Below are 15,027 nucleotides of genomic sequence, written 5' to 3'. Positions count from 1 at the left end.
TGCAGGCGGTCCAGCAGCAGGCGCCGGTTGGGCAGGCCGGTGAGCGCGTCGTAGAACGCCAGGCGTTCGATCTCCTGTTCTGCGCGCTTGCGGTCGGTGATGTCGCGGCACACGCCCAGGATGCCGGTGACGCGGCCGTGCAGGTCACGGATGGGGGTCTTGATGGTTTCGAAATACCCCTGGTAGCCGTCTTCGGCAAAGGTCAGCTGTTCTTCATAGACCAGGGGCTGCCAGGCCTGCATGGCACGCCGGTCATAGGCCCGGAACTGCTCGGCATCGGCTGCGGGCGAGAGGTCGTAGTCGGTGCAGCCGATGATCTCGCGCTCGGGCTTGCCGGCAAAGCGCTCGAACACCGGATTGCAGGAGATGTAGACCCCGTCCGCATCCTTGAGGAAGACCATGTCCGGTATGGCGTTCACCACGCGCGCCAGGTGGGCCTTCTGCTGGGCCAGTTCCATCTCGATGCGCTTGAGCTCGGTCAGGTCGTAGGCGAACACCACCACCGCCGTCACGCCCTGCCCGGGGATGGACTCGGGCACCAGCGTGGTGTGGCGGTACTGCGCACCATCGAGGCCGTCGATGCGGTTTTCAAAGACCGCCGTCTCCCCGGCAAAGGCCTTGTGCAGCTGGGGCTGCATGCGCGCCATCACGGCCGCCGGAATCACGTCCTGCAGCAGCTGGCCCTGCAGCTCGGCGGGGGTGCGGTGCAGCCAGCGCGCCTGCTGCTCGTTCACGTAGAGCACGCGGTGGTCGCGGTCCAGCCGGGCCACGCCGCCGGGCACCTGGCGCAGCATGTTGGCCATCTGCACCTCGTGCGCATGGGCCGCCTGCTCGGCCTCGCGCTCGGTGGTGATGTCGCTCTGCACACCGTCCCAGATCACGCCCCCACCCTCGAGCGGCCTGGGCGATGAGCTCAGGTGGATCCAGCGCACCGCGCCCGAGGCGATGCGCATGCGGAAAGTCGCCTCCATGGGCTCCATGCTGCGCAGCGAGCGCTCCCTTGCCTCCTCCAGCGCAGCCAGGTCTTCGGGCAGGATCTGCTGGTACAGCACCTGGGGGTCGCGCAGCACGTCCTCGGCGCGCAAGCCGTTCAGGCGCTCGATGGCGTCGCCGATGTGCACGAAGTGCATGCGGCCATCGGCCTCGCGCACCACCTGGTAGAGCACGCTCAGCGGCAGGTTGCGGCCCAGCAGCTGCAGCCGGGTCTCGCTTTCGCGCAGCTGGGCCTCGGCCTGGTGCAGGCGGTCGAAGGGTTGGCGCATGCCGGCCACGAACACGGCCTGGTACAGCAGGGCGTAGCCCACCACGCGCACGCCGTCGGCCAGCATGTCGGCCCAGCCGAAGCGCTCCACGCCGCTCAGGCCCACCAGCAGCTCCGCCAGCGCGAAGGTGGCCGCCGCCCAGGCCAGCAGGCGCTCGCGCGTGCGTTGGCCGGCCGCTGGCGCATCGCGGTGCAGGCGCACCGCCGCCACCACCAGGCCCGCACACAGCACGGAGGCCATCAGCGCCGGCAGCATGCCGCCCGAGGCCTGGGAAAAGACCCGCGGCAGCGGCCCCACGGCCGCCCACACCAGCAGCAGCGAAAATGCGCCCGCCGCCACCGCCCACAGCCGGGCAGGCCCGGGCAGGGAGCAACGCAGCGCCGTGAGCAGCAGGGCGGCGCATTCGGCCACCCGCACCCAGGCGCCCAGCCACAGCGCCATGTCCGCCACCACTGGAGCAGCCGGCTGCGGGGTGGCATGGGCCAGCACGCCATGCAGGAAATTGCAGACCGCCGCGACGCCGAAACCGGCGACCAGCACGTTCGCACGGCCTTGGCCCTGTTCTTCGAGCACGTGCAGGGATACCGAGACCACCAGCAGCGCCAGCAGGATGGCCACCAGCTCCATGAAGGGCTCCAGCCCGTGCTGGCGGTCCGCGCCCTCGCCCAGGATGCCGCCGAGCGACACCATCACCAGCGCCAGCACCCCCACGACCAGCACCACCGTGACGGCAGGGGCCTGCGCGGCAAGCGTCCGCTGGGAACGGTGGACCGGGGATGTCATAGGCGCTGTGGGAGGTAGGGCGTCAGCTGCACCTCACCAGTGTATCGGGCTGTAAGCGCAAACGACTATCGGGCGAAACACGCGCGGCATGGGCACCACAATGGCCGCCGCCGCGCCACCCGGGCATCGGTCCGGCAGGTGGGCTCGGGCTCCCGTGCCGCGCCCACCTCCCGGCGTTCAGCCCTCGAGCAGCTGGCGCAGCACGAAGGGCAGGATGCCGCCGGCCTGGTAGTAGTCCACCTCGATGGGCGTGTCGATGCGCAGGGTCACCGTCACTTCCTGGCTGGAGCCGTCGGCCCGGCGGATCACCAGCGTGGCATCGCTCTGGGGCGTGAGCGCCGGATCGGGCAGCACATTGATGGTCTCCTCACCCGTGAGGCCCAGGGACTCCCAGGAGTCCGTGCCCTTGAACTGCAGGGGCAGCACGCCCATGCCCACCAGGTTGGAACGGTGGATGCGCTCGAAGCTGCGCGCCACCACGGCCTTGATGCCCAGCAACTGCGTTCCCTTGGCAGCCCAGTCGCGGCTGGAGCCGGTGCCGTACTCTTCACCGGCGAAGATCACCGTGGGCGTCTTCTGCGCCATGTACTGCATGGCGGCGTCGAAGATGAACATCTTCTCGCCCTGCAGCGGCCCCTCGTTCTGGAACAGCGTGACGCCGCCCTCCTCGCGCGAGCCATCGGCGGTGGGCGGGATCATGAGGTTCTTGATGCGCACGTTGGCGAAGGTGCCGCGCATCATCACATCGTGGTTCCCGCGGCGCGCGCCATAGCTGTTGAAGTCGGCCTTCTGCACGCCGTTGAGCTGCAGCCACTGGCCGGCCGGCGAGGTGGCCTTGATGGAGCCCGCGGGCGAGATGTGGTCGGTCGTGATGGAGTCACCGAACAGCGCCATGATGCGCGCGCCATGCACTTCGGCGGCCGTCGCGGCGCCCTGCTCCAGCGCGAAGCTGGCGAAGAAGGGTGGCTCGGCAATGTAGGTGCTGGCAGGCCAGGTGTAGGCGTTGCCGCTCACTCCCTTGATCTTCTCCCACAGCTTGCCGGGGTCGGTGCTCACCTTGGCGTAGTTCTCGCGGAAGGCCTTGCCGTTCATCGCGAACTTCATGAGCTGGTGCACCTCTTCGCTGCTCGGCCAGATGTCGCCCAGGTAGATGTCGCGCCCGCCCTTGCCCTTGCCCACGGGCTCGGTCATCAGGTCCTTGAGCACCGTGCCGGCAATGGCGTAGGCCACGACCAGCGGCGGACTGGCCAGGAAGTTGGCCTTGAGGTTGGGGTGGATGCGCGCCTCGAAGTTGCGGTTGCCCGAGAGCACGGCGGCGCAGATGAGGTCGTTGCCGGTGATGGCCTCGTTGAGCTCGGGCGTGAGGTCGCCGGCGTTGCCGATGCAGGTGGTGCAGCCGTAGCCGGCCAGTGCAAAGCCGAGCTTTTCCAGGTAGGGCAGCAGGCCGGTTTCGGTGAGGTAGTCGGTGACGATGCGCGAGCCGGGAGCGAGCGAGGTCTTGATGTGCGGCTTGACCTTGAGCCCGGCCTCCACCGCCTTCTTGGCCAGCAGGCCGGCGGCCAGCAGCACGCTGGGGTTGGAGGTGTTGGTGCAGCTGGTGATGGCGGCGATCAGCACGTCGCCGTTGCCCACCGTCGGGTCGGCGCCCTTGGTGGGCATGGCCGCGGCCGCGTCGGCATGGGCCGTGGCCAGGGCGGGCTTGTTGCCCTCCATCTCGGCCATGGAGCGCGGCGCGCCGGCGGGCGCGGGCTTGTCCTTGGGCGCGGCTTCCTGCACCACGTCCTGGCCGCGGTGGATGTGGTGGCGCGTGTGCAGCAGCTCGGCCGGGCGGTTGAAGCCGTTCTCGGCATTGGGCTTGCTGAACAGGTCGACGAACTGGCTGCTGACCTTGCCCAGCTCGATGCGGTCCTGCGGGCGCTTGGGGCCGGCCAGGCTGGGAGTGACGGTCCCGAGGTCGAGCGAGACGACCTTGGTGTAGTCGACCTCGCCGGCCAGCGGCACGCCGAACAGGCCCTGGGCCTTGAAATAGGCTTCGAAGGCTTCGATCTCGGCCCTGGTGCGGCCCGTGCCCTGGAAGTAGTCGATGGTCTTCTCGTCCACCGGGAAGAAGCCCATGGTGGCGCCATATTCGGGCGCCATGTTGCCGATGGTGGCACGGTCGGGCAGCGCGAGGGTGCGCGTGCCCTCGCCGAAGAATTCGACGAACTTGCCCACCACCTTGTGCTGGCGCAGGATCTCGGTCACGGTGAGCACCAGGTCGGTGGCGGTGACGCCCTCGCGCAGCTGGCCTTTGAGCTCGAAGCCCACCACGTCGGGCGTGAGGAAGTACACGGGCTGGCCGAGCATGGCGGCCTCGGCCTCGATGCCGCCCACGCCCCAGCCAACCACGCCAATGCCGTTGATCATGGTGGTGTGGCTGTCGGTGCCGACCAGGGTGTCGGGGTAGTACACGCCGGCCTTGGTCTTGTGCACGCCGCGGGCCAGGTATTCCAGGTTCACCTGGTGCACGATGCCGAAGCCCGGCGGCACCACGCCGAAGGTGCTGAAGGCCTGCATGCCCCATTTCATGAACTCGTAGCGCTCGCGGTTGCGCTGGAACTCAAGCTTCATGTTGAGGTCGAGCGAATTCTTCTTGCCGTAGTAATCGACCATGATGGAGTGGTCCACCACCAGGTCCACCGGCACCAGGGGCTCGATCTTCTTGGGGTTCTTGCCCAGCCTGGCGGCCACGCTGCGCATGGCGGCCAGGTCGGCCAGCAACGGCACGCCGGTGAAGTCCTGCAGCACGACGCGCGAAACGACGAAGGGGATCTCGTCCTTGCGCTCGGCCGTGGGGCCCCAGTGCGCCAGCTGGCGCACATGCTCGGCCGTGACCTTGCGCCCATCGCAGTTGCGCAGCACCGATTCGAGCACGATGCGGATGGATACCGGCAGGCGGTTGATCGAGGGAAACTCCTTGGCGAGCGCAGGGAGCGAATAGAACTGCCCGGTCTTGCCGGACGCGGTCTTGAAGTTCTTGAGCGTGTTGGCAAACGCGTGGCGGGCGGGCTGGGGCGACGACTTGGTCGATGTGGCCATGGCTGACTCCTGTGATGCGACAAGGCCTATTCTGTCAGCCCCCGGTGGCGAATGAAACGGTGTGGGTATGCAAGCAACAGGAAGCGGTGCCCGCCTACACGCCCAAAGAGGCCCCGCAGGACCCCTCTCACGGCCAGACTGCGCACCCGCCATGCGGCCAGGGCGTGTCAGGCCACGGCCATCGATGGCAGGCGGCGCATGCCGAACCATTGCAACTCGGCCAGCAGGCCCACCGATACCACATGCACCACCAGGTAGGCCTGGCCCCACACGGTGGGCGCGACGGCCGAGGACAGCAGCAGCGCCAGGCTTGCGAAGGCCCATGCCGCATTGCCCGCGATCAACACCCACAGCAGGCCGCGGGGCGTGCTGCGCTGGCTGGCGATCACCCCGGCCAGGAGCGCATAGGCGATGAGAGCCAGGCCACTGGCCGAGACCAGACCCGACGGCAAGCCAAGCCACTGCGCCAGGGTATCGGTCAGCGCCAGGTGCAGTGCGGCAAGCAACACGCCGGTGGCGGCATCGAACCAGACCACAGCACGCAGGAACGAGGGAGAGGACAGAACGGACATCATGGTGAACTCCTTGGGCTTTGCGGTTGAAAGAGCCTCCATGGTCGCGGCGGGCGCGCACCGCGTCGATGACATGCAAGGTAATGGCCCGCATGCGATATGCCTCTAGGATGCGGGGCATGAGCAGCACACACCACGCCCCCCGCCCCTCCCTGCCCCACCGGCCTGCGGCCGCAGGCCACCGCGCAGGCCCTGCCTCGTTCGGGGACCACCTGCGCACCTGGCGCCAGCAGCGCCACCTGAGCCAGCTGGAGTTGGCCGATGAGGCGGACATCTCCACGCGCCACGTGAGCTTCATGGAGACCGGCCGCACCAACCCCAGCCGCGAGATGGTGCTGCGCCTGTGCGAGCGCCTGGCGATTCCGCTGCGCGAGCGCAATGCCCTGCTGGTGGCCGCCGGCTATGCCCCCATGTACCGCGAGCGCGCCCTGGACGACCCGGCCCTGGCCGCCGCGCGCCGGGCGGTGGAGCTGGTGCTCAAGGGCCATGAGCCCTGCCCCGCGCTGGCGCTGGACCGTTGCTGGAACGTGGTGGCCACCAACCGCGCGGCGCAGGCGCTGCTGGCCAGCCATGTGAGCCCCGAACTGCTGGAAGGCACGGTGAATGTGTTCCGCCTGAGCCTGCACCCCAAGGGCCTGGCGCCGCACATCGCCAACCTGGCCCAGTGGCGGGCCCACCTGTTCGAGCGCCTGCGCCAGCAGATACAGGCCACGGCCGACCCGGTGCTGGTCGCCCTGCAGGCCGAGCTGCTCGAATACCCCGCGCCCGATGAATCAGGTTCCATGGTGCTCGACGGGGAAATGCTGGGCGTGGTAATGCCCTTCTGCTTTCAAAGTGCGCAGGGCACGCTTTCCTTTATCAGCACCACCACCATATTTGGAACCCCGGTGGATGTGACACTGCAGGAACTGGCCGTGGAGTCATTCTTTCCGGCCGACGAATTCACCGCCCAGGTATTGCGCGAAATCGCTGCCGCCTCCAGCGGGCAGTAGTGAGCGCCAACACGGTTTCATCCGGCCACCCGGCCTGCGCCATGGCCGGGTTCAATGCAAAAAGCCCGCAACCGCGGGCTTTTTTTTCATGCGCTGCGGCACGGCACTGCCACGCCATCGATTCAGGCGATCATTCAGGCCCGCATTCAGTCGCTCAAATGGCGAATTTCTCGCGGTTCTCGTTTTGAATCCATTTGGGTGCCTTGCCACGGCCGGTCCAGGTCTGGCCGGTGGAGGGGTCGCGGTACTTGGGCGCCACCTTGGTGCCCGCACTGGCGCTACGGGCGCGGCCGCTGGGGAAAACGTCCTGCGCGGTCAAGCCGAACTCCGCCACCAGAGCACGCACCTGCGACACGGCGTCGGAGAGTTCGCGCTTGCGCGCTTCGCCGATTTGCTGTTCCAGGGCATCGCGTTGCTTGAGGAGTTCTTTGTAGCTGGTTGTCATGGTGTGTGTTACTGCTGGGTGGACAAAGGAAGTCCCATTATAGGAATAATGGGCAGACTTTGCTGGGTTTGACAAAAAATTCGTGACAAGTCGTTGAAACCGCATCCCGTTCAAAATAAATGCGTTTCCCCAGGTAATCAACCGGACCGCTCGGGCAGGTCCATTTGCGCCAATACCCGGTCGATTCTCTTGCCCTCCAGGCCGAGCACCTCGAATATCCAGCCCGCACAGGCAATGCGCTCGCCCACTGCCGGCAGATGGCCCGATTCGGCCATCAGCAAACCCGCCAGCGTGTTGTAACGGCCCCGCTCCTCCCCGGGTAAATCGCGAATATCCAGGCGCGCCTTGAGTTCGGTGACCGGCATCAGGCCGTCCAGCAGCCACAGGCCGTCTTCGCGCTGCGTGGCCCAGGCATCGGTGGCTGCGCCCGGCTGCAGTTCTCCGGTGATGGCCTCCAGCAGATCGCGCGGCGTCATGATGCCTTGCACCACGCCGTATTCGTCGACCACGAAGACCATGCGGCCCGAGCGCGCGCGGAACTGCTCGAGCAGTTCCATGCCGCTCAGGGTCTCGGGCAGGAAGGCGGCGGGCAGCGCATGCTGCTCTATCGGGCCTGGTGCCTGCAGGCCCAGCTCCAGCAGGCGCGCCACGCTGACCAGGCCCACCACCTCGTCGAGCGAGCCCCGGCACACCGGGTACCAGGAGTGGGCACCATGGCCGCCGCCGGTGCCCGCCTTCTGCAAGGCCTCGCCCACGGAGAGCCGGGCGTCCAGCCACTGCACGTCGGTGCGGGGCACCATCAGCGAAATCAGCGGCCGGTCGTCCAGGCGGAACACGTTGCGCACCATCTGGTGCTCGTGGTGCTCGATCACACCGGCATCGCGCCCTTCCTCCAGGCTGGCCACGATCTCCTCTTCGGTCACGGCGCGGCCGGCGTTGTTGTCGATGCGCAGCAGGCCCAGCACCCCCTGGGTGGACAGCGCCAGCAGGCGCACGAAGGGCTTGGCCACCATCGCCACGCCGGCCATGGGCCGTGCGACGAAGCGGGCCACGGTCTCGGGGTAGAGCTGGCCGATGCGCTTGGGCACCAGTTCGCCGAAGACGATGGTGATGAAGGTGATGACCGTGACCACCAGCGCCGTGGCGGTGATGCCGGCGGCGCGCTCGGGCGCGCCCAGCATCTGCAGCCAGCGCGCGAGGTCGTCGCTGAAGGCGGCCTCGCCGATGATGCCATTGAGCATGCCGATGGAAGTGATGCCCACCTGCACCGAGGACAGGAACTGGGTCGGGTTGTCCAGCAGCTCAAGCGCGGCATGCGCGCCCTTGTCCCCCTCGGCCGCCAGGGCCACCAGGCGCGACTTGCGGCTTGAAGCCAGGGCCAGCTCGGACATGGCAAACACGCCATTGAGCAGCGTGAGCAGCGCAATCAGCAGAAAATCCATGGTTCTACGAATGGGAACACGATGGCACTTTACTGCATAGGCGACATCCAGGGCTGCGACAGCGCCCTCGGGCGCCTTCTGGGCGAGATCGGCTTTTCCGCGAGCCGCGACACCGTCTACCTGCTGGGAGACCTGGTGAACCGGGGACCGGAATCGGCAGCCGTGCTCCGGCGCTGCATGGACGCGGGCGACGCGCTGCGCCCACTGCTGGGCAACCACGACCTGCACTTGCTGGCAGCGGCGCACGGGGCACGCAAGCCCTCGCGCAAGGACACCCTGGAGGCGGTGCTGCAGGCGGATGATCGCCAGGCGATGCTGGCCTGGCTGCGCCAGCAGCCGCTGATGCGCACGCACACCCATGCAGGGGAGCGCCTGGCCATGGTGCATGCCGGCCTGCTGCCCACCTGGACGGTGGACGAGGCGCTGGCGCTGGCGGACGAGGTGCAGCAGGTGCTGCGCGGCCCGGGGCTGCCGGATTTCCTGCACCAGATGTACGGCAACGGGCCGGACCGCTGGGACCCGGCGCTCACGGGCATGGACCGGCTGCGCACCATCGTCAACGCGATGACGCGGCTGCGCTTTTGCTCACTGGGCGGGGTGATGGATTTCGAGAGCAGCGAAAGCGCAGGCAACGCACCTGAAGGCCTGATGCCCTGGTTCGACGTTCCCGACAGGAAGGCGGCGGGCAGCCTGGTGGCCTTTGGCCACTGGTCGACACTGGGCTTGCTCGACCGCAGCGACACCCTGGCGCTGGACACGGGCTGTGTCTGGGGCGGCTGCCTCTCCGCAATGCGCTTTGGCACCACGCTGGCCGACCGCGAGCTGCTGCAGGTGCACTGCGAACAGGCCCAAAAACCAGGGTGAAGGCCCCTGGCTGCCAGCGGGAGCGCGAAGCCTCGCGCGGACTGGCCGTCAGGAGGTAACAGCGGCCTTGAACAGCGCAGCGACCTTGCGCTTGGGCTTGATGTTGGCCGACACGCTGCTGCGCGGGCCTGCCGCGCGCGAGGCTTCCCATGCGGGCGCGTTCTCACCGACAGCGCTGGCTTCGTAAGGCTTCTCGAAGAAGGGATCGCGCGAGGCCACCGCCGGGCGGAAGCCCCGGTGCTGCTCGCGCGGCTCGCGGGATTCGCGCCCGCCCCGGTATTCGCGCTCGCGCTCACGGCGCGGGCCGGACGGGATGCCGTCGCGGCCATCGCCGGTCTCGCCGGCTTCGCGCCAGGCACGGCGCCCGTCGTTGATGCGGCCGCGGGGCTGGTCTTCGTCGTACTCGATGGCTTCGAGCTCGATCTTCTTCTTGATGAGCTTCTCGATATCGGCCACCAGGCGGGCATCGCTGCCCGACACCAGGGTGACGGCCAGACCCGAGGCGCCGGCACGGCCGGTGCGGCCGATGCGGTGCACGTAGTCCTCGGCGTTGAAGGGCACGTCGAAGTTGAACACCGCGGGTACGTCCTTGATGTCCAGGCCACGCGCGGCCACGTCGGTGCACACCAGCAGGTCGACTTCGCCCTTCTTGAAGGCTTCCAGGGCCTTCAGGCGCTCGTCCTGGCTCTTGTCGCCGTGCAGGGCCGCGGTCTTGAGGCCTTCGCGCTCCAGGCTGCGGGCCAGGCGTGCGCAGCCGAGCTTGCTGTTGACGAAGATGAAGGCCTGCTTCAGTCCCCGGGTCTTGAGCACCTGGTGGATGGCACGGCGCTTGTCGTCGTCATTGGCGCTGTAGAAGCGCTGCTCCACCGTGGAGGCCGTCTCGTTGGGGCGTGCTACCTCGATGGTGACGGGGTTCTGCAGGTAGCTGCCGGCCAGGCGCTTGATCTCGGGCGAGAACGTGGCCGAGAACAGCAGCGTGGTGCGCTGCTTGGGCAGGTAGGACAGGATGCGCTGCAGATCGGGCAGGAAGCCGATGTCCAGCATGCGGTCGGCCTCGTCGAGCACCACGTACTCGACCTGGTTGAGCACCGCGTTCTTGGCCTCGATGTGATCCAGCAGGCGGCCGGGCGTGGCCACCAGCACCTCGACGCCCTTCTTGAGCTCGATGGTCTGGGGCTTCATGTCCATGCCGCCGAACACCACGGTGCTGCGCAGCTTGGTGTACTTGGCGTACAGCGCGATCTGCTGGGCGACCTGGTCGGCCAGTTCGCGCGTGGGCAGCAGCACCAGGGCGCGCACCGGGTGGCGGGCGGGCGAGGTGGAGCTGCTCTCGTGCTTGAGCAGGCGCTGCAGCAGCGGCAACGAAAACGCGGCCGTCTTGCCGGTGCCGGTCTGGGCGGCTCCCATCACGTCCTGGCCGGTGAGCACCACCGGAATGGCCTGGGCCTGGATGGGCGTCATGGACTCGTAGCCCATTTCGGCCACGGCACGCGCCAGCGGCTCGGCCAGCGAAAGATTGGAAAAAGAACTTGTCATTTAGCCTTCTATTGTCGCACTGGCGGCCCAAACACACCATGGGGGTGGTAAGCAAGGGTGAATTCACGGAGCGATGCGGCAAGAAGACTGGCTTGGCTGCTTTTATTTCGATAGCACCAAAGCAATAACCATCAAGCTGCAGATGGTAATTTTGGAGGAATTACTCCAGCACCGCGCGCAACTGGCGCGTGGTGACCGCCAGGCGCCGCGCGCCGATCTGGGCGATGTTGTTCATCACCGTGAGCGCAGCCTCGGGGTACTGGCGTCCCCAGGCATCGAAATGCACCCGCGACAGCCGTACCGCCTGCGCCGGCCCCAGTTCGGCCCCGGCGCTGGCGGTGCGCGCCGCGCCGTTGAGGAAGGCCATCTCGCCGAACGCCATGCCCGGCCCCACGGTGGCCAGGCGCAGCCCGCGCTCGGGCGGCCACTGGGTCACCAGGGTGATGTGGCCCGACTGCACGACCAGCAGGTCGCGGTCGGCGTCGCCGGCGTTGAACACCACGCCATGGGCCGCCACGGGCAGGGGCTCGAGCACGGCCTCGAGCGCCACCCGTGCATCGGCGGGAATGCCTTCGCCGATCTCGCCAAGGATGTCCTGCTCGGGATAGACGGGCCGTTCGTTCTCGGGCCGCTCGGCCAGGATAGCGGCCTCGGCCCATTCCAGGGCCCGGTCGCCATCGGCGAAGCTGCGCACGCCCTCGCCCACGTTCTCGGCGGCCACCCGGTCGAGTGCCGCCACGGCGCAGGCGATGCCCTGCTGCCCGAGGTCACGCACCAGGGCCCGCAGCTGCGCCAGCGCCGTGCTGTCCCAGGCCGGCACGCGGCTGGCGTCGAGCACCACCCAGCGGTGGCGCGGCTGCAGCAGCAACCGCACCTGTTCGGCCAGGTGCGCGGCCACGCCGAAGGACATCACGCCCTGCAGCTCGAACACCGCCACCTGGTTCATGCGCGGCGCCAGCCAGATGTCGGAGCCGGCGCGGCGCAAGCGGCGCGACCGCAGCTGCCCGTCCAGCCGCACGTGGCGCAGCACCTTGGCGGCCGAGTCGTGCAGCAGCACGAACGTGGCCACCACCAGCCCAGCCACCAGCGCACCCACGCCGCCCACGACGGCGAACACCAGGGCCACCAGCCAGCTTTGCGCCCAGGTCACGCGGGAACGGCGCGCATAGCCCGGCGACCACAGCAGGGCGGGCACTTGCATCAGCCCCGCCAGCACCAGTCCGCCGGCCAGGCAGGCCATGGGCACCCAGTGCAGCCACCAGGCCCCCGTGAGCGCCACGGCCAGCATGATGCCGGCATGCCAGCGCGGCGCACTGGCCGAGGGCCCCGCCTGCGCCAGCACGATGCGCGAGCGCGAAGCGCTGGTGGACGCCGGGATCATGCCCGCCAGGCCGCACAGCACGCCCAGCAGGCTCTCGCGCCGCAGCGCCTGGTTGGGGTTGCCGCGCAGGCCGTGGTCGAGCTCCAGCTCCTGGTTGAAGACCAGGATCTCCAGGCTGTTGACCAGTGCCATCAGCAGGGCCAGCACCACCAGCGCCGAGCCATGCCGCTGCGCCAGCACCAGCCAGGGGATGCCCGTGAAGTCAGGCCACAGCGGCCCGGCAAAGGCGCTCTGGCGGACGGCCGGTGCGAACACATTGTCCATGCCCAGGCCCCACAGACCTGCCACGGCCACGGCCAGCGCCACCAGCACCACGGCCGTGAGCAGGCCCGGCATGCGCGGCCAGCGCCGGCGCAGCAGCACCGCCAGGCCCACCACCGCCAGGGCGGCCACGGCGTGCCAGGCTGTGCGCAGGTCCCAGCCCCAGCCCGCGCCGGCCCCCAGGCCATTGCGCAACTGGCCCACCACCATGGACAGGCCCACGCCCGCGGCAAAACCATGGGTCACCGAAATCGGCAAAAAGCGCGCCACCGAAGCCAGGCGCAGCACGCCCAGCAACCACTGGAAACCGAAGGCCAGGGCCACCGTGGCACCGCTCACGGCCAGCACCTGGCGCGCCGAGAGGCCCAGGCTGCCGGCCGCGCCATGGGCCGTGGCCAGCACGGCAGCGAACAGCAGGGCCACCACGGTGGTGGGCGCGTAGACCACCCCCGGGCGCGGCGTCAGCACCGTGAGCAGCAGGCCGGGCAAGGCGGCCGACCACAGGGCCAGGGCCGCCAACGAGTAGCTGCCCGCCAGCGGCGCGAAGGCCAGCAGCCCCAGGCCCACGGCATGCGGGACGGTGACGGCAGCGGCCGACCAGGCAGCTGCCGCGCCCGAGGGCGGCGACACTGCGGGCCTGGCGCCGGCCGTGCCCCGGCCCAGCGCAGCGGAGGGCGGCTCAGCGCCCATCACAGGCTGCGCGCGGAAAAGGTGTCACAGCCCTTGACGCTGCCGTTCTGCAGGCCGTTGTTGAACCAGCGCTGGCGCTGGGCGCTGCTGCCATGGGTGAAGCTCTCGGGCACCACCCGGCCGCCGCCAGCGCGCTGCAGGGCGTCGTCGCCGATCTTGGCGGCGGCGTTCATGGCCTCTTCCACATCGCCCTGCTCCAGGATCTTGCGGGCGGCCTGCGCATGGTGGGCCCAGACGCCGGCAAAGCAGTCCGCCTGCAGCTCCAGGCGCACGGACAAGGCGTTGTACTCGGTCTTGCTCACACGGCCGCGCATCTGGTCCATCTTGCCGCTGATGCCCAGCAGGTTCTGCACATGGTGGCCGACCTCGTGCGCGATCACATAGGCCTGCGCGAAATCGCCGGGCGCGCCCAGGCGGTTCTTGAGGGTTTCATAAAAGCCCAGGTCGATGTAGACCTTCTGGTCCGCCGGACAGTAGAACGGGCCCATGGCCGCCTGGCCGGCACCGCAGGCCGTGGGGGTGGAGCCGCGGAACAGCACCAGCCGAGGTTCCTGGTAGGTGCCGCCGCCCTGGCGGAACACGCCCTGCCACACGTCCTCGGTGTCGGCCAGCACGGTGGAGACGAAGCGCGCCATGGTGTCGTCGGCCGGCGGGCGGTGTGCCGGCCCCTGCGGTTGCTGCTGCACCTGCGCGGGCGGCCCGCCGCCGCTGAGCAGGCCCAGGATGGTGAGCGGGTTGATGCCCAGCACCCAGCCGCCCACCAGGGCAATGACGATGGTGCCGATGCCGATGCTGCGGCCACCGAAGATGGGCGAACCGCCGCCCCCACCGCCACCCTCGTGCCGGCGGTCCTCCACGTTGTCGGATTCCCGATTGCCTTCCCATTTCATCGCACGTTCTCCAGCACCCCCTGAACCGGTGGGGGCAATGGGCAGCATGTTACGCGCGCCCGGCCCTCCCGGCTGCCCAATGCAGGTAGGAAACCGGCGCGCTACCATGCAGGCAGTTTTCCCCACACCGCCCTGCCCCATGCTGCCCCACCCCCACCACCTGCCCTCGGGCGCCAGCAACCCCGTCATCCTGCTCACGGGCTTCGACCCCTTCGGCGGCGATGCCGTCAACCCCAGCTGGCTGCTGGCGCAGGCGCTGCAGGGCCAGAGCATCGGCGGGCATACCGTGGTCTCGGCGCAACTGCCCACCGTGTTCGGCCAGGCGCTGGAACGCCTTTCCGCCCTGCACCGCCAACTGCGCCCGGCCCTCACCGTGTGCCTGGGCCAGGCCGGCGGCCGGGCGGCGCTGTCGATCGAGCGCATCGGCATCAATGTGGACGACGCGCGCATCCCCGACAACCGGGGCGCGCAACCCATCGACCATGCCATCGTGCCGGACGGCCCGGCGGCCTACTTCGCCAGCCTGCCCATCAAGGCCATGCTGCGGGCGGTGCAGCGTGCGGGCGTGCCGTGCGAGGTATCGCAGACCGCCGGAACCTTCGTCTGCAACCACGTGCTCTACGGCCTCATGCACCTGCTGGCCACCGAGGGCGCGGCCGGCGTGCGCGGCGGCTTCGTGCACGTGCCCTGGCTGCCTGGCCAGGGCACGCCGAGCCTGCCCCTGCGCGACGCCGTGCGCGGCCTGCACACGGCCCTGTGGGCGGCCGTGCTGGCACGGCAGGACATCGCGCTCGGGGCCGGCGCCACCCACTGAACCCCGGGCAGGCCCGG

Annotated in this window: 11 protein-coding genes; 3 read left to right on the top strand and 8 right to left on the bottom strand. The window is 69.0% G+C overall.

Going from position 1 to position 15,027, the window contains the following annotated elements; translation table 11 throughout:
• The 3 genes from AC07X5_RS29040 to AC07X5_RS29030 form a co-directional block, all read right to left on the bottom strand.
• Positions 1-2,045: PAS domain-containing protein (locus AC07X5_RS29040; protein ID WP_494772954.1), on the bottom strand; the 2,045-nt coding region annotated here is incomplete at its 3' end.
• Positions 2,046-2,222: 177 nt separating this feature from the next.
• Positions 2,223-5,123 (bottom strand): aconitate hydratase, encoded by a 2,901-nt coding sequence (locus tag AC07X5_RS29035; RefSeq protein WP_494772953.1) that lies wholly within the window; start codon positions 5,121-5,123, stop codon positions 2,223-2,225.
• Positions 5,124-5,290: 167 nt separating this feature from the next.
• A complete protein-coding gene (locus AC07X5_RS29030) occupies positions 5,291-5,698 on the bottom strand; it encodes a hypothetical protein (protein ID WP_409961405.1) in 408 nt (135 codons plus the stop codon).
• A 116-nt stretch (positions 5,699-5,814) separates the two neighbouring features.
• Between AC07X5_RS29030 and AC07X5_RS29025 the strand changes: the two genes are divergently transcribed.
• Positions 5,815-6,687 (top strand): helix-turn-helix domain-containing protein, encoded by an 873-nt coding sequence (locus AC07X5_RS29025; protein ID WP_494772952.1) that lies wholly within the window; start codon positions 5,815-5,817, stop codon positions 6,685-6,687.
• Between the two features lie 154 nt (positions 6,688-6,841).
• On the opposite strand, the gene AC07X5_RS29020 is transcribed toward AC07X5_RS29025, so the two are convergent.
• Entirely contained in the window at positions 6,842-7,132 is a 291-nt protein-coding gene (locus tag AC07X5_RS29020; protein ID WP_057201395.1) for an H-NS histone family protein, read from the bottom strand.
• Positions 7,133-7,269: 137 nt separating this feature from the next.
• Positions 7,270-8,574 (bottom strand): hemolysin family protein, encoded by a 1,305-nt coding sequence (locus AC07X5_RS29015; RefSeq protein WP_494772951.1) that lies wholly within the window; start codon positions 8,572-8,574, stop codon positions 7,270-7,272.
• A gap of 21 nt (positions 8,575-8,595) precedes the next feature.
• On the opposite strand from AC07X5_RS29015, the gene AC07X5_RS29010 reads away from it, so the two are divergent.
• A complete protein-coding gene (locus tag AC07X5_RS29010; RefSeq protein ID WP_494772950.1) occupies positions 8,596-9,438 on the top strand; it encodes a symmetrical bis(5'-nucleosyl)-tetraphosphatase in 843 nt (280 codons plus the stop codon).
• 48 nt (positions 9,439-9,486) lie between these two features.
• Here the strand turns inward: AC07X5_RS29010 and AC07X5_RS29005 are convergent, their stop codons facing one another.
• The 3 genes from AC07X5_RS29005 to ypfJ all read right to left on the bottom strand — a co-directional run bounded on the left by AC07X5_RS29005 (position 9,487) and on the right by ypfJ (position 14,196).
• Positions 9,487-10,974 (bottom strand): DEAD/DEAH box helicase, encoded by a 1,488-nt coding sequence (locus AC07X5_RS29005; protein WP_494772949.1) that lies wholly within the window; start codon positions 10,972-10,974, stop codon positions 9,487-9,489.
• A gap of 160 nt (positions 10,975-11,134) precedes the next feature.
• Positions 11,135-13,306 (bottom strand): SulP family inorganic anion transporter, encoded by a 2,172-nt coding sequence (locus tag AC07X5_RS29000; RefSeq protein WP_494772948.1) that lies wholly within the window; start codon positions 13,304-13,306, stop codon positions 11,135-11,137.
• Positions 13,306-14,196, bottom strand: coding sequence for a KPN_02809 family neutral zinc metallopeptidase (gene ypfJ / locus AC07X5_RS28995; RefSeq protein WP_494772947.1), 891 nt, complete (start codon positions 14,194-14,196; stop codon positions 13,306-13,308). Before ypfJ ends, AC07X5_RS29000 begins: the two co-directional genes overlap by 1 nt.
• Before the next feature lie 139 nt (positions 14,197-14,335).
• Between ypfJ and pcp the strand changes: the two genes are divergently transcribed.
• A complete protein-coding gene (gene pcp, locus AC07X5_RS28990) occupies positions 14,336-15,010 on the top strand; it encodes a pyroglutamyl-peptidase I (RefSeq protein ID WP_494772946.1) in 675 nt (224 codons plus the stop codon).
• Positions 15,011-15,027 lie beyond the last annotated feature (17 nt).

This window comes from Acidovorax sp. GW458-11-26-14-TSB4, assembly GCF_059423865.1.
Note: the sequence above shows the minus strand (reverse complement) of the source record. Positions and strands in the feature narration are given on the sequence as shown.